Below are 16,060 nucleotides of genomic sequence, written 5' to 3'. Positions count from 1 at the left end.
ATGACGACACGGATCTGTCTTCGTCGAAACAAAATCTATTTATAAGAACAGGAGTGATTTCAATGAATCAGACAGAGCAAGACGCACGTAAGCCAGAAATGCCGGTATCTGAAGATATTCTGCAACTGCTGCATCGAGACCACATGAAGGTTGACGAGTTATTTTTCCAGTTCGCCAAATCTGAAGATGAAAGTGAGAAGAAGGCAATTGTTGACCAGATTTCGCATGAACTTGGTCTGCACGCGAAGTTGGAGGAAGAGATCGTTTACCCGGAAGTGCGCGACGGTGAGAAAGAGTCAGAGTCAATGATGGACGAGGCTGATACGGAACATCACGTCGTCAAGTTCCTGCTTGCTGAATTGGGCAGTATGAAGCCTTCGGACGATCACTACGATGCAAAAGTAACGGTTCTGTGTGAACTGGTGAAGCATCACGTAGAAGAGGAAGAAGAAGAGATTTTTGAAAAGCTGAAAAATGCTGATGCCGACTTGAATGAACTGGCTCAAAAATTCCTAGAGCGCAAAGCCGCGCTGAGCGCCAAACCGCTGCCCGAAGAGACCTTCCCCGTTATCGGCAACCGAGACCAGCGCGACCGAAAGTCAGCATAACCATGGAGCGCAGTCGTCCCGACTGCCATGGAACGCAGTCGTCCCGACTGCCATGGAACGCAGTCGTCCCGACTGCCATGGAACGCAGTCGTCCCGACTGCATGGAGCGCAGTCGTCCCGACTGCATGGAGCGCAGTCGTCCCGACTGCATGGAGCGCAGTCGTCCCGACTGCATGGAGCGCAGTCGTCCCGACTGCATTAGAAAAATAACGGAGTAATCGATATGACATACACAGTCAGCAAAGTGAATCAAAAGAAACCCACCAATAACAAGCAACCGCAGGCGATGAAAGAAATCGATTTCGACGACGACGACGATGATGAAGAAGGCGACGAGAATAGCGATCAAGTTTCTCCTATGAAGGTTGATCTAATCCAGCTGGTACACGAGAGTAACAGTCGTGCCGCTGAGCTGTTCTTCCAATATTGCCAGTCTGAAGAGGATGACGAGAAACAGGAATTGTTCGATCAGATCAAGTCCGGATTGAAAGTTCACACGCAACTTGTCGAAGAGCTTTATTACCCATTGCTTCCTGAGACAGCAAAGGAAGACGAAAAGGAAGAAGCTCAGGAGCTAGTGTTTGAAGCCGAAGCTTCCAACTATGTAGCATCTATGATCCTCGATGTACTCGAGACTATGAAGCCATCCGACGATTACTTCGACGGCAAGATGGCAGTTCTGCATAAGCTCTGTCGAGAGCAAGTAAAGCGCGAAGAGAAGGATATGTTCGAGAAGCTAAAAGCGGCTGAGACAGAAATCGATTTTGAAGAAATTGGCCAGATCGCACTCGAGAGAAGGATGGAAATCGAGGAAGAAGTTGCGTCGATGAGTAAGCGGTCTAAATCCAAGTCGAAGTCGGCAGTAAAAAACAAAGCAAGGGGCGGATCTTCAACCCGCGGGAAAGCAAAGGCTGCTTCAGCTCGCGGCAAGAAAACCAGCGCCAGGTCTTCCGCCAAAAAAACGGGTGCTAAAGCCAGAAGTGGAGCCAAGGCAAAAGCAGCGGCATCGAGCAAAGGCGGCAAAGGAAAGGCTGCTTCCTCGAAGTCGAAGGCTTCGTCGAAGGGCAAGTCCGCCGGAAAATCTAAAGCAACCGGAAAATCTAAAGCTGCCGGAAAAACTAAAGCCGCCGGAAAATCCAAAGCAGCCGGTCGTGCTAATAACAAATCTGCGAAGAAGCCAGCTTCGAAAGGCAAGAAGTAGTCTGTTTAGAACAAGGAATTCTCAGTATGAAACACAATCAAACGAAAGGAAAAGCCCTTGATGTGAGCGGCATTCCACTACAACAGGCAATCACCCAAATTGACAGCGCTCAGACTGTTGAGACTAACCGAGAAGAGCCTGATGTTAGCTTTAAGAGCGAAACGCCGGAGAATGTTGGGCATACGTACTTTACTGACGAAGAAGCGCGGCTTGGAAACCTCGAGATGCCTTACGTCAGTAATAAGGTTGACGAGAAATGGAGTGACGGAATCGCCGATGAGTGCAACGAAGAGGATGAAGATGATGACGAGGGTCTCTTGCCTGAGACACAACCTCTGCATGTTGATCTTCTGAGTGGTGACGGTGAAGCCGATAATCCAGATGTCGTGTTGCGACCCGACAACGTTGAGGACGATTCGTCTGTTTAAATACTGAGCACATCGACGTGCTCTTGTTGAGTTGTCGTTGTATTAAAGTCGACATTTTGGGGCTGTCTGTTGTAGGATAATAGGCTACACTATTGAGCTCCAGTTCGAGTATGCGTGCGTCAATTCGATTCGGAATCCACTGCTCAGTTAACAAGGAAGTAAAAATGATCCCTGTATTCCATAACCGTTCTCGCATCGCGATTGCAACATTGCTCACAGCAACTACATTGAACCTCAGTGCTGGCGTGCTTTGTTACGCCAAGTCTGACCCAGCCTCTTCACCGGGCGTCTCGTATGATGACAAGGGTACGCAGGCTTCAGGCGATCCAAAAACGCTGCGTGGCACATCAGATGAAACACATCAGGTTAGTGGCGGTAGCATCCCTACTATGACTACGCAACAGGGTGTGCCGATTTCCGATGATCAGAATTCTTTGAAAGCAGGAGCGCATGGTCCGACGCTGTTGGAAGATTTCGTCGGTCGAGAAAAGATTTTTCATTTCGATCACGAGAGGATTCCTGAGCGTGTCGTGCACGCAAGAGGTTTTGGCATGCATGGATATTTCGAGCCGTATAAATCTTTGTCTGATGTCACAAAGGCCGATGTCTTCCAACGCGCGGGTGAGCGGACACCCGTATTCGTGCGCTTTTCCACGGTTGCCGGAAATAAAGGTTCGATGGATCTGGCTCGCGACGTCAGAGGTTTTGCGGTCAAGTTTTACACGAAACAAGGAAACTGGGACTTAGTCGGTAACAACATTCCGGTCTTCTTCATACAAGACGGTCTGAAATTTCCAGACCTGGTTCATGCGGTTAAGCAAGAACCAAATACTGGGTTTCCGCAGGCTCAGAGTGCGCATGACAATTTTTGGGACTTTATTTCGTTGTCACCTGAATCTATGCACATGATTATGTGGATTATGTCTGACCGCGCCATTCCGCGATCATTCCGATTCATGGAAGGATTTGGCGTGCACACGTACAGGCTCGTCAACGAGCAGGGCAAAAGCACCTTCGTCAAGTTTCACTGGAAACCAAAACAAGGTCTTCAATCTGTAGTCTGGAATGAGGCTGTGAAGATCAACGGTGCTGATCCCGATTTCCATCGCCATGACCTCTGGAATTCAATTCAGGCAGGGCAATATCCAGAGTGGGAATTGGGAATGCAGCTCTTTGATGAAGATTTTGCCAAGAAATTTGATTTCAATGTGCTCGATCCGACCAAAATTATTCCGGAAGAACTGGTACCCGTCCAGCGCGTTGGCAGGCTCGTTTTGAACAAAACAGTTGATAACTTTTTTGAGGAGACAGAGCAGGTCGCATTCTGTACGAACAACATCATCCCTGGTATCGATTTCACCAACGACCCGCTTCTGCAGTTGAGAAATTTTTCCTATCTCGACACGCAATTGTCGCGTCTTGGTTCAACGAATTTCACCCATTTGCCCATCAATGCTCCGCGCTGTCCTGTCATGAATTTCCAGCAGGATGGACACATGGCGATGAACAATCCGAAAGGACGGGTCAACTACGAGCCAAACTCGTGGGGCGGACCGCGTGAGAATCCAACAATTGGTTTCAAGTCTTACCCTGAAGAGGTAAGCGGGCAGAAGTTGCGTGTGCGTCCAGAATCGTTTGCCGATCATTACAGCCAGGCCAGACAGTTTTACATTAGCCAAACTCCAAGTGAGCAGACACACATCAGCGATGCGTTGACGTTCGAATTATCGAAAGTCGAGAAGCCCGAAATTCGCTCGCGAATGGTAGGGCACCTGGAGAATATCGACAAAGTGCTAGCGCAGCGTGTTGCTGCCGGGCTTGGCATGAAGAGCTTGCCGCCAGCTGCAGCCACCGCGCATCCTGCAAAAACTGACCTGCCGGAATCGCCTGAGCTTAGCATCATCAAAAATGGACCATCCAGTTTCAAAGGAAGAAAACTTGGTGTGCTGGTTACAGACGGTGTTGACGCGAAGTTGGTCAATGCTCTGCGAAATGCAGCTAAGAATATTGGCGCGGATGTTGCGATTGTTGCTCCAACCATATCTGGTGTTGATGCAAGCGACGGTACTCACATAAAAGCTGACGGCAGGCTGAATGGAACTCCGTCTGTTTTATTCGACTCCGTTGCTGTTTTGACTTCGAGCGATGGAGCCCGAAAATTGGCTTCCGACGCGAACGCGAGAGATTTCGTGTCTGATGCTTATGCTCATCTGAAGTTTATTGCTTTCAATACTGAAGCTGCTCCGTTGCTCGAGAAAAATGGCGTAGCCACTGCTAAAGATGAGGGTGTAATGCAGGTGCGCGATGCCAGTGACGCGAGTAATTTCTTGACGATGTGCAAGAAGCTTCGTGTATGGAATCGAGAGCCTAAAACCAAAATGGCGGCGCTCTAAGCTTCTTCATCATCTTTGTTGATCGGGAACAAAACAGCACGAAAAACTCTCTTCATTGCGGAGGGCGAGATTCTATCTCGACTCTCCGCATGCCTGTAGGGGCCGAGTCTCGCCGGCACCTAGGCAAGAGGATGGGTCTGCAAGGAAGCACGCGGGACGCGTGCGGTCCATGAGTCAACAAAGGAGACCAATTGGAACGGGCAATATCACTGGCATGGAAAAGCGTCTTGTACATGACCGACGGATTCTTTGCAAAATTACCAAACATTCTGGTGGCACTGGCAACTTTGATGTTGTTCGTGTTTGGTGCTCGTCTGGCAAAGAAAGTCGTGGTGAATCTCTGTAGCCGCACACGACTGGACGAGACTTTGAGCCACGCATTGGGCACCATTGTAATTTTCTTCGTCAATCTGCTCGGCATCTTGGTTGCGGCGACGATAGTATTTCCGAGCTTCAGCCCGGGAAACCTGGTGGCCGGGCTCGGTATAACCTCGGTTGCGGTCGGCTTTGCGTTTAAAGACATTCTGGAGAATTTCTTTGCTGGAATTCTATTGTTGTGGCAGAAACCGTTTCGAATCGGCGATGAAATTCGCACGAATGGATTTGAAGGCACCGTCGAAGACATCGATATACGATCGACGAGAATCAAAACTATAGACGGCGAGCTGGTCGTGGTGCCCAATGGCTCCATGCTTTCCAGTCCTATTGTCGTACTCACCGGTTACTCCGTAAGGCGTGTAAAGATGACCGTCGCCGTTCCGCAAGGCAAGTCAGTGGATGAATTGCGAAAGCTGATTTTGGATGTTCTGCATAAATCTGAATCCGTTCAGAAAGACCCTGCGCCGCTCATCTACCAGACCACCGTCGGCTCATCACTCGACATCTTCTTTTGGGCGAACTCGAAGGCAACCTCAATGCAGCAAGCGGTTAGCGATGTGGCATCCGCAATACAGCGCGCTATCAACAGCAAGCCGGTTGTGGAGGCGGGCACTGCGATTGATCAAGGCTTGGGCGGTCAAGACAGGCGTGCTGTTGCATAGCAGTACAGACGCCTGGATGCATAGAAGACTGGATGCATAGAAGACTGGATGCATAGAAGCAGATCTGAATCTTCGCCTGTTCCCTCAGAGCAAATGCGAACCTGACATGTCCCTAACGATCTCGATATCCGGTCTCTTCTGTTGCAGCTTTTTCAAACCATATGCAGTGATCGGACCATCCACACTATATCTAATTATCTTGATATTCTTTGATTTCGAGAGTTCCATTAGACCGGCGTCAGTCACAGCAGTTCTTGATATGTCGGCGTAGAAACACTTCGTTTTCGCGAGAATCTTCATTCCTTTATCAGTGATATTCGTTTTCTCAACGCTGAGATGGAACGGGTGATCCACTGACAGCAGCGCAGTCAGGTCGGAATCTTTCAACCACTCGTCAGAGCGGAGGTCGACTGAACCCATTTGTGGATTTTTCAACAAGCTCATAACGCCGGTCATTGTGATATTGGGACTCTTTTCCAACTCAATTTCGTGCAGCTGCTTCGATGCGGACAGTCGTTTGAGTTGCGCGTCTGTAATCGAGGTTTTGTTGATGTAGAGTATTCTCAGTTGTGGCAACTTGAGCAGAACTTTGATTAAGTCGTCCGACGAATTCATTTCACCTATGCCGAGTAACTCAAGGTCCTTGAGATTTAGCAGCTGAGCGTAGCCGTCTGGAGTAATGCCTGCATTGCCTTCGACTTGCAGACTCTTCAAGGTGGATATTTTGCATATATTTCGCAGGCCTTCGTCATTGAGATCGACGTCTCTGATGGACAGTTCTGTCAGTTTGGGCAGATTTTGCAAATGCTGCCACGCCGATTGCGGCACACGTATTCCGTCCAGTACAAGCGCTTTTAGCGTTTTCATCTTGGAAATTTCAAGCAGTCCGCGTTCTGTTATGCTGCTGCGTTGCATCTCTAATTTGATCAGCGGAATGCGAATCAAATAGGCAAGCCCAGGTCCTTTGATCTCTGAGTTCCCGAGAAAGATGGTTCTTGTAGCGTAAGTCTCAACGGCACCCTCTGTGAATTCTATTAGCGCCTCATCTGTGCAAGCGTCGGAAATGGTCAATTCTTTATCACTTTTATGGGCTCTTATGTGCTGGCGGGCGAAGTCGTTTGCTCTGGCAAACTCGTCTGAGTTTCGCGAAGCAACGGTGTTCTCCACGTGTCTTTTCTGTTCTTCGTACTCCAGGTGCTCTGCTTGTTGAGACTTCTGATTTATCGCGAATATGAGGGCGCATGAAAGTAAAAGCATCACGGCAGCGCTGGAGTAGACAACTAATTTCTTCGTGTTTGCGGCTGTTTTCTTCTCTGGCTGCTCAGTCAAAGTTGCCTCAGATAGTGCAAATCGAAGCTCGTCCATCGAACGAAAGCGTTCTTGCGCATCTTTCTGCAAGCACTTTGTGACGATGGAAGCCAGGCTTTCTGGGACCTTCTGATTGCTTTTTGATTTAACATCAGGTATCTCTGCATTGAGATGCTGGAAAATCATGTCCATAGGTGTTTCGGCCTTGTATGGAGGCGCGCCGGTTAATGTTTCGAACATCACGCAGCCGAGCGAGTAGATGTCGGAGCGGGCATCTTGCGCTGAACCGCTGATTTGTTCGGGGCTCATATAGGCAGGACTTCCTAACAATTCGCCAGTTTGCGTCATGGCGCTGTTGCTTTCTGCCGTCAAGAATTTCGCGATGCCGAAATCTATAACTTTCACTGTCGGTGAGCCGTCAGTACCGAGCTGAACCATGATGTTGCTTGGCTTTAGATCTCTATGTAAAACACCTCGTTCATGGGCGTAGCCGATAGCATCGGCGATCTGAACAAAAATACTTCTGACGGTTTCCAGATCTGTCTCTGTTCCTCTTTTGGCAAGAAATCTGGGCAGTGTTTCGCCGTTGACAAACTCTAGCACCATATACGGTTGCGTTTCTTCCGTGAAGCCGAAATCGTTTACTCTAATGATGTTGTGGTGATTTAAACTGGCAAGCGCGGATGCTTCTTGCTTGAAGCGTTGCAGATGGCGCTCAGCCAAAGAGTCTGTCTTGATCATTTTTATCGCTACGAACTGGTCGATTGCGATGTTTCGCGCTTTGTATATGATGCCCATTCCACCGCTGTCGATGGTCTGAAGAAACTCGTATTGTGCGGCAAGCTTGCCAGTTGGATGTGAGCTTCCCGGCAGCGGTTTTTCTCTGATCTGATCGTCGAGCATAGAAGTTGAGTCGATGGTGTCTTTTGCCGAAAGCCGGCGGCTTATCCGCGGATGAGCCTTATTGTACTTTCTGCCCAGCTCTCTCATTTTGAAAACATAATTCAGAAGTCGGAACCGAAACATAAAGTCTCCGTCAACGGTTTGGTAATACGAAGAAGAGTAAACGCGCAGTCGTTCGCCGCACTCCCGCTCTCAGGTTAGACAACTATATGCTCTGCACCGCATCTGGTGAGTGTAGATGGAGGATCTCATGCGTACATCAGTTCTGTTGTTAGGAACGTCATTCACATGCTTAGTTGGCTCTCTGGCTGCATCTGCAGCTGGTTCCGGCTTGACTGCAATTAGAGGGAGCAGTGTTGCCCCTGGTGCGAATCCAACTCAGTTCGTTATCGCGCCTTTTACTTCCGGCTCGCAAGAATTGTTCAGCGCCTCTATCATTAACGTAAACGCTGCAAATCTAAATTCCATAGCAGGTTTGAGTGGCAACAATGCGGGACCTGCACCCCAAGGTGGGGTTGGTGTTCGACAGGGTGGTCTCGGTTTTGCCACTGTCGGGTTGGCGCTACCTGGAGGTGTCAATCCCGCTACGCAAGGTGCGAATCCATACGGAAACGCCAATATGACTTCAAGCAGTACCGGTTTTTCCTCTGCCAATAATTCCGGTGGTTTGAGCAGTGCTGGCTTCTCTTCGATAAACAATAGCGGTGGCACGAGCAGTGCTGGTTTTTCTTCGATAAACAATAGCGGTGGCACGAGCAGTGCTGGTTTCTCTTCGATAAACAATAGCGGTGGCACGAGCAGTGCTGGCTTCTCTTCGATAAACAATAGCGATGGCACGAGCAGCGCGGGGTTTAGTTCTGCCAACAACACCTCTGGCTCAAGTAGTGTAGGGCAGAACTCTCAGAACTTTTCCAATTCTTCACCGGTGCGGGGCTCAACGACATCAGTGGCGGGGCTGAGCTCTTTGACTAATTCCAGCTCCGGCAACCGTCCTGTGCTCGTTCTTTCGAGTTTGATCAATTCCACAAATCCACGCTTTGGTAGTACCGGCGCAGTGTTTCAGGGCATCTCCAATACACAAATAAGCACTGTGTCGTTTCAATTTGGGGCCCTGGGTGCGCCTGGTAGTCAGGTGATTTCGACGAGCGGTATTGCTCCAGTCTTAGTCGTTGACGACCAACCTAACGGTTCGTTTCTCTCGACTCGATTTATTCCAATCTCTGCCGGAACAATCTCAAATTCCAACAATGGTTCCGGCTTAACCACCGTTTCATTCAATGCAAACCAAATGGGATTGAGTGGACCCGTGCAGCGCATCGGAATAAGTCTTTCGCAGCGGGGCGTTGTTGTTGTCGATAACATTACTGTAAATGGCGCTCCACCTTCTGGCATTTTAGCGCGGGCTCAAGCTTCCTTCCCATTTTAAGTACAAACTCTTTGTACTAATGTGATCCTTTCTCTTCCGTTTTTGCGGCGGTTGTTCGCTGAAAGCAGAGCCTGTATTCCCACGAATCGGCAGCTGGGGTATTCACCGGATTCGTAGGGGTTTTCCGAGTCGTATCCCCGTCCGTTTGTGTAGCACAATAGACTACGATAAAGAAAGAAAAACGCGGAGGCGCGATATGTTGAATAGTAGATGTACAAAGACCACACTTAGCCTGGTACCGGTCTCGAACGGTGTGGAACAGTTGCCTGATCATGACCTGGTCTTGCTTGCTCAAGGCAGAGATAAGCAAGCATTTGGCATCCTCGTCAGGCGGCATCAATCATCTATTCGTGCGCATCTCTATCAGCTTGCGCCCGATAGCAGTGACCGGGCAGACTTCGAGCAAGAAGTGCTTATCCGCATGTGGCGCTCAATTGGTTCGCTTCGCAATACGGCCAGTTTGAAATCGTGGTTGAGACAGATCGCGACAAACATTTTTTACGACAGTCTGAGGAAAAAGCCCGGGCTGAAGGTGGTTTCCCTGGACGAGCCGTATCCTAACGATGGAGACGAAAATGCCACACGGGATATAGCAGACAGTTCGGCTCTACCTGAAGAGGTTATGCAAAGAGCAGAGCTCATGTCGGAAATTGAAATTGCACTGAACAAACTACCGGAACAATTCCGTACTGCCATGATACTGCGTGAAATGCACGGGCTGTCTTATGATGAAATTGCGATTCTGACAAATTCTGAGAAGGGAACTGTTAAGTCACGTATTTCCAGGGCGCGCGACAAAGTGCAGACTTCGATGGCATCATATTTCAAAGACTGCGCGTAAAATCAGCTCTGTCCTTTGGGGGCCGGTGACTTGGGCCCCAAAAAGTGGCGGTTCTTGCCGCCTGGAACGGTACCATCTGCGTTTCTGGTTCGCGTGGGTAACGGCGCGCGATTTTTGTGTCTGTCAGGCACGAGGTAATAAGTTCCGAAAGTGCAAAGTTTTCGAAACAAACAATGTTGTGGTGTAGTAACAACAAAGGGCACCATCTCAACGCCAGCCAGTGTTCAACTTGCTGAGTTGGCAGAAATTTCTTGCACTTATTTGACAGAATTGATCAAACTGCCGGACGCTTGGCATCTGCGAAAACTTGATATTCTAATTTCATAGAGCATTGTGGAGATCAAGCCGCTGCTGATCCGTAGCTTCTTTGCCACACAGAATTGCGCTTATTAGAGTGTGCGAAGCTGCGGAGACGACATGGTGCAAAATTTTTCCTTAGATCCTGCAAGCTGCGAAAACGAGCCAATACAGTTTATTGAATCTATCCAGCCCTTTGGTTCACTGCTGGCTCTGGATATGAGTGGAGAGATCTGCCAGGCTGCAATCAACGACGAGTTTGGTTGGACAGCAGCGGATTTGATCGGCAAAAACATCGAGAATGTTCTGCAAGACTCGAAAAGGGTATTTGACGCGATCAAGGATCGTTCCGAACCAACCAGCCCGATGCTCATCCGGGAGAGTAAATCGCGGCGGTGGATAACCTGCATTGCCCATAAGAAAGACGACCGCGTCATTGTGGAACTTGAGACTTTGCCGTCAGAGCAAATCGACATTGCATCGTTGAAGTTCATGAGCGATCGCCGAGAGTCGCTCGAATCTTATTTGTCTTACATAGCTGAGAACATACGAGGCGTGACAGGTTACGACCGCGTCATGATCTACAAATTTGGCTTGGATTGGCACGGTGAAGTTGTGGCTGAGTCACTTAACTCTGCCGGTTACTCGTTTTATGGTCATCACTTCCCCGCCTCTGATATTCCGGCAATCGCCAGAAATTTATTTACGCAGATGTGGGTGCGCATGATTCCCGATGTCGATTCTGCGAACATACCGCTTGTCAGTGACCGATCTGAAAAGCTGGATTTAAGTCGCAGCGTTTTGCGCGCACCATCACCAATTCATCTGCAATATTTGCGCAACATGGGAGTTGCTGCGTCTATGACGATGTCGTTGATTTGCGATGGGAAACTTTGGGGTTTGGTCGCGTGTCACCACTTTTCGCCCAAGTATCTGATTGCAGAACAGCGCGCCGTTTGCGCTTTGCTGGCTAAGGTCGTGTCGTCGCGAATAACTACTCTTTCAGTCGCTGCCACTATAAATGCCACCGATGATCTCGCGGCGGTTAGCACTCAGTTGTGCAAACAATTCGTTAATGGTGATTTCGTTGAATGCGTCAGAGATAACAAATATGCTCTTTTGCGATTCTTGAGATGCGATGGTTTTAGTTTTGTCGCTGAAGACGGGTCTATAGTCACTGAGGGACATGCGATGTCCACGGACGAGCTGGGGGTGCTTGTCAAAAATTTGAATGATACGAAAATGGAAGTGTTGGCAACGGATTCGCTCGAGAAGAGCTTTCCTGTCCTGGCGAGTTTAAACATGATTGCCGCAGGCATCCTGGCAATCAAGGTTTTGAACAACTGGTTCATCTGGAATCGGCAAGAACTCGTACGCTCATTGTTGTGGGCGGGTGATCCAAATAAGCCGATTTATACGAACAACAGATGTGAGTCGCTCAGTCCAAGAACTTCCTTCGAGTCATGGAAGGAGAATGTGCGAGGCACCTCAGCTGCCTGGGAGCACTTTGAAGTCACCGCCGCCGATCGGTTCAGGCGGAATATCGCTGAGACTGTGGAGCATCGGAGGGTTCCTGTGCGAGCTGATGCGCATGAATATCTCCGGCTGATTCGAAGTGCGATTGACAGTCAAGCTGCTGATTTGCAAAATCAGTTCAAAAACCTCAATCTGGAAGGGATTGAGGTCGAGTGAACGGTCGTCAATTGCTCCGGTCCGCAACATTGAATTCTTGTTAGATCGCTGCAGTGAGCTTGCGGCTGTTGTTGCGTCAGATAGTGGTTCGGCGACCGGTTAAAAGGTCGAACACGAATACAGCTAAAGCAAGCACGAGGAGCCCGTGTATGAAGCCGCCACCAACGTGTGCTACAAGACCAACCAACCAGAAAAGTACTAGCAAAGAGATCAATGTGTAAATCATTTGTCCGTCCTCATTCAGTGTCATTCAGTGCGTGCGTTTCAAGACTCACTTGTGCTGGATTTGTTCCAAACCAGAGTAGGTAAAATGACTAAATCACGCGGTAGGACGGTGGTGATAGGTTGAATGCGGTTTCTTCCTGCTGCACTATATATGGTGTCATTGTTGTGCGGCATTTCTTCTGTGCCCTGGTTTTGAAATGAAAACGGATTCCATTTTTGATTGGAAAGCCGCGTCAAAAGCCTGACTTGCAGAACTTTTTACTTGTCTATTCGGTCTGTGGATGTAGAATGGTATCAAAGTCAACTTGCGTTGAAGGAGAGTCGTTATGGGTGATAAATGTTGTGATGCTGGCTGTAAAAAGTGCAGCGCCAAAGATTGTGCCAAGTGTGAGAAGTGCGAGTGCTGCTGCTCTTGCTGCTCCTGCTCCTCATCGGAGAATTGCGGCTGCGACAAGTAAAGGCAAGATGTTATCTGCCGCTTCGTAGCTATGAGCTCGGAACCTTATATCTCCAGCGGAGTTAGCGCAAAGTAGATGAGCTTTTAAGGCTGAGCAGTCTTGTACTGCTCAGTTCTTTTTTGAGATCGAATACTCAGTTCTTCTTTCGAACAGTTTCTTTTCGATAAGTGTCGCTCTGTTCATAAGCTAGACCCAAGTTCGCACTGATACGTTATGTTTAAGGCATGGATAAGCTAAAGGAAATTGCAGCTCGGCACGGCTTCAGTGTCGAGGCGGTGAGAGTCGTTTTGGACAGTTTGCGGAGCGGTGGCGGAACTATGGCTCAGTTCAACCATCCGGAGCTTGGCGGGATGGGGCAGTGGAGTACCGGCATGCTCATGATCGGGGACATGTCGAACTCGGCACTCAAAGCCCGAGTGCGTACGTTATGTGATGAGCTGTCCCGCTTTGTGGCGCTGGAACCCACTAATTCGCTGAACCGGTTTAAAGGAACAGTGCGTTTTCCCGACGGTGAAACAGTCGTTCCTTTCGATAATCAGTCGATGCGTCCTTTCGATAGTACTGTATGGTGGCCGGAATTATTTGGCGTTCCATCTTCGAGTGGTGCTCAGAATCGGGTTCGCTATGCTTACTTCCCCGCGACATCGCGGCTGGCGATTGAGCGCAGCGGACGTGTCACCGTATATGATACCGGTAAACATAAGATTTATGGTGTTTCTCAGAGCCAGGGGACGTCTGACTCCCTTGTATTTGAAAGTCAGCTGGGACCAGTATCTGAGAACGAATTGACGAAAGTTCGGGATTGACTGAAAGCCGGGATAATATTTCCGCGTTCTACCTGTTGTGAAGTGGCGGTTGTTTTGAGCAAGCCTGTACAGGCTGAGCCGAGTCCCGTGGGTGGGCTGGTAATCCCTGAAGGGGCGTGGAGCTTGCCTTGTCGGCATAAAATTTCAGGGTGGCACATACTTACTGATCTTGGCTGACTCATGTATTCTTGTAAGGTATCCGTCCCCTTCGGAAAACGCATTTACTATGTCGACGACTTCGTGGATCCAAGCTAAAGATGATGCTCTAAAGGCTGAAGCCGAGGGTGATTACGCCTCGGCAGTCACGTACTGGTTGCGCACAGTGGCGCTGCTGCGTGGCTCTGGAGACACGGACCCCAAGGTCCTCTGTGCCGCGCTGGAGAGACTTGCTGCTGTTTACGTCAAAGACCATACTGCCGACCTTGCTATCGAGCCCTTGCGCGAATCTCTGGCGATAAAGATCAAAGAGCTTGGTCATTTACATCTAGCCGTCGGGCACGTTCAAAACGAGCTGGCTAAGGTTCATTTCTTGTCCAAGAACCTCGAAGAGGCGGCAGTGCTTGCCAACGAGTGCTTGAAGTGTTACGAGCTGGGCTACGGCGAAGACAGCCAGGAAGTTGCAACTATTGCATTGAATCTGGCTGCAACGTACCATCTCGGTGGATTATTCGCCGAGGCTGAACCACACTACAAGCGCTCTTTGACGATTAGAACGAAGGGCTTGGGGGCGGATGACCCACATACGATTAAAGTGCTTCAGAATTACGCCAAGTTGTTGCGTGAGATGCACCGTCCGCAAGAGGCTGACTTCCTCGATCAGTGCGCATTTGGTTCTATCACGGGCAGTTGGAAGACGCTCGAAATTCCTCAGGCTGAATCGGTCAGCACAGATGATATTTGCCAGTTCTGCGGACATAAGCTCAATGGCGATACGAAGTGCGAGCGCTGCGGCACGGTTGTTGCTTAGCGCACCGAGGTAGCATTAGTGCCATCGCATATGGTTCGTTAGCCTTGCTTGGCTTGCAGATATTTGTTGTGAAGTTGTCCGCAGGCAGCGTCAATATCCGTGCCGCGTTCCAATCTGATCGTTACTGTCTTGCCGGTGCGCTCGGCTAATTGTTTGAATCGCAACTGCGCTTCGCGGGAAGGTCGTTCATAGATTACTTCGCCCAGATCATTTGCGGTTGGATTGAAGGGTATTAAGTTGATCATGCAATGAACATCCTTGACCATCTCGGCAAGCGCCTTTGCTTGTTCCGGTTTGTCCGTCACACCGGCTAGAAGCACGTATTCGATTGTGACGCGGCGGCGAGTTGAATCTGCGTAGTTTTTCAGTGATTCAATCAATGGACCGATTGGATATTTCTGCGTGATTGGCACGATTTGTTCGCGTGTTTTTGTATCAGGCGCGTGCAGTGAGAGAGCCAGGCAGAGGGGCAAATCTTCTTCTCTCAATCGTTCGATGCCGGGGATGATTCCTGAAGTCGATACTGTTATGTGGCGCGCACCGATGCCGACAGAGTCGATCATCGTATGAATCGATTTGATTACTTCTTCCGTGTTGAGAAGAGGCTCTCCCTGTCCCATGTAAACGATATTGGCAATTCGTTTTCCTGACTCGCGCTGAATCGACATGATTTGATCGACGATTTCTTGTGCGGTTAGATTTCGCTTGAAGCCCAGATATCCTGTTGCACAGAATGTGCACCCGACGGCGCAGCCCACCTGGCTGGAGACGCAAGCGCTCAGGGTCTGGCGATCGTTGAAGGACATCAAGACCGATTCGACAATTTTTCCGTCGGCAAGCCGGAACAGGTACTTGCGCGTTTCATCTCGACTGACCTGCAGGTGAGCGATTTCCAGCGCGCTGATTGTCGCCACCTGCTTCAGCTTATCGCGCACCGGCGCGCCCAGGTTTGTCATCTCATCGAACGATTTGACGTTCTTGGCATAAATCCATGTGTGTATTTGTGCCGCCCTGAACTTGGGCAAACCAAGCTCCAGTACGAATTCTTCCAGCTCGGCAAGTGACAAGCCCGAGAGTGGTTTTAACGTTTTTGAATTGGTTTCAGTGGCGCTAGTCATGGACAATCTAAATATTCTCTGTAGGCGCCTTTTTCAAGGGCAAATTCGACGTGCCCGCAATCGCGCACTGGACTGAGTATATCAATAAGGCTATCCGACTGATTTCTCCGGTGCAGCCTTTCGTAACGCCTGGGATGGCAGGCTCTAAGTTGGTGATGATATGTAAATGCGAAGGCGGAAATGCTCTGCCACGCCAGTTCTATCGACACGCCCCCAATTCTGCCGGGCGGGAGTGCCCCGTCTGTGACTCGCCAAGTGGCTGGCAGTCGGGTTGTCAAAGGGCTGCATGCTAAAATGAAGGGCTGTCTGTAGAGTGACGAAATCAAGGCACGCTCAGAGGTCGGCGTTA

At 49.5% G+C, this 16,060-nt stretch carries 13 protein-coding genes; 10 read left to right on the top strand and 3 right to left on the bottom strand.

Going from position 1 to position 16,060, the window contains the following annotated elements; translation table 11 throughout:
- Positions 1–62: 62 nt before the first annotated feature.
- From EKK48_00660 to EKK48_00640, 5 genes are all read left to right on the top strand, one after another.
- Positions 63–608: a hemerythrin domain-containing protein gene (locus EKK48_00660; GenBank protein RTL45888.1), complete on the top strand. Its 546-nt coding sequence runs from the start codon at positions 63–65 to the stop codon at positions 606–608.
- Positions 609–831: 223 nt separating this feature from the next.
- Positions 832–1,809 carry a hypothetical protein gene (locus EKK48_00655; protein RTL45887.1) on the top strand — a complete coding sequence of 326 codons (978 nt, stop codon included), beginning with the start codon at positions 832–834 and terminating at the stop codon, positions 1,807–1,809.
- Positions 1,810–1,835: 26 nt separating this feature from the next.
- Complete coding sequence (locus tag EKK48_00650) at positions 1,836–2,237, top strand: hypothetical protein (GenBank protein RTL45886.1); 402 nt, start codon at positions 1,836–1,838, stop codon at positions 2,235–2,237.
- A gap of 164 nt (positions 2,238–2,401) precedes the next feature.
- Entirely contained in the window at positions 2,402–4,630 is a 2,229-nt protein-coding gene (locus EKK48_00645) for a catalase (protein RTL45885.1), read from the top strand.
- A 191-nt stretch (positions 4,631–4,821) separates the two neighbouring features.
- Positions 4,822–5,670, top strand: a complete 849-nt coding sequence (locus EKK48_00640) for a mechanosensitive ion channel (protein RTL45884.1) — start codon at positions 4,822–4,824, stop codon at positions 5,668–5,670.
- An 84-nt stretch (positions 5,671–5,754) separates the two neighbouring features.
- On the opposite strand, the gene EKK48_00635 is transcribed toward EKK48_00640, so the two are convergent.
- Positions 5,755–8,004 (bottom strand): serine/threonine protein kinase, encoded by a 2,250-nt coding sequence (locus EKK48_00635; GenBank protein RTL45883.1) that lies wholly within the window; start codon positions 8,002–8,004, stop codon positions 5,755–5,757.
- A gap of 127 nt (positions 8,005–8,131) precedes the next feature.
- Here EKK48_00635 and EKK48_00630 point away from each other — a divergent pair, with 127 nt between their 5' ends.
- The 3 genes from EKK48_00630 (at position 8,132) to EKK48_00620 (ending at position 12,137) form a co-directional block, all read left to right on the top strand.
- The gene (locus EKK48_00630) at positions 8,132–9,307 is read left to right on the top strand and encodes a hypothetical protein (GenBank protein ID RTL45882.1); all 1,176 of its coding nucleotides are present in this window, start codon (positions 8,132–8,134) and stop codon (positions 9,305–9,307) included.
- A gap of 196 nt (positions 9,308–9,503) precedes the next feature.
- Positions 9,504–10,148, top strand: coding sequence for a sigma-70 family RNA polymerase sigma factor (locus EKK48_00625; GenBank protein ID RTL45881.1), 645 nt, complete (start codon positions 9,504–9,506; stop codon positions 10,146–10,148).
- A 417-nt stretch (positions 10,149–10,565) separates the two neighbouring features.
- Positions 10,566–12,137: a GAF domain-containing protein gene (locus EKK48_00620; GenBank protein ID RTL45880.1), complete on the top strand. Its 1,572-nt coding sequence runs from the start codon at positions 10,566–10,568 to the stop codon at positions 12,135–12,137.
- A 76-nt stretch (positions 12,138–12,213) separates the two neighbouring features.
- Here the strand turns inward: EKK48_00620 and EKK48_00615 are convergent, their stop codons facing one another.
- A complete protein-coding gene (locus EKK48_00615; protein ID RTL45879.1) occupies positions 12,214–12,363 on the bottom strand; it encodes a lmo0937 family membrane protein in 150 nt (49 codons plus the stop codon).
- 681 nt (positions 12,364–13,044) lie between these two features.
- On the opposite strand from EKK48_00615, the gene EKK48_00610 reads away from it, so the two are divergent.
- Positions 13,045–13,626 (top strand): hypothetical protein, encoded by a 582-nt coding sequence (locus EKK48_00610; protein RTL45878.1) that lies wholly within the window; start codon positions 13,045–13,047, stop codon positions 13,624–13,626.
- Between the two features lie 226 nt (positions 13,627–13,852).
- Complete coding sequence (locus tag EKK48_00605) at positions 13,853–14,593, top strand: tetratricopeptide repeat protein (GenBank protein RTL45877.1); 741 nt, start codon at positions 13,853–13,855, stop codon at positions 14,591–14,593.
- Positions 14,594–14,631: 38 nt separating this feature from the next.
- Here EKK48_00605 and rlmN read toward each other — a convergent pair whose 3' ends face one another.
- Positions 14,632–15,711: a 23S rRNA (adenine(2503)-C(2))-methyltransferase RlmN gene (gene rlmN / locus EKK48_00600; GenBank protein ID RTL45876.1), complete on the bottom strand. Its 1,080-nt coding sequence runs from the start codon at positions 15,709–15,711 to the stop codon at positions 14,632–14,634.
- Positions 15,712–16,060: the final 349 nt, after the last annotated feature.

The organism is Candidatus Melainabacteria bacterium (assembly GCA_003963305.1).
Taxonomy (GTDB): Bacteria; Cyanobacteriota; Vampirovibrionia; order Obscuribacterales; family Obscuribacteraceae; genus PALSA-1081.
The sequence above is the reverse complement of the archived record's forward strand: the minus strand, read 5'-3'. Positions and strand labels throughout refer to the sequence as shown.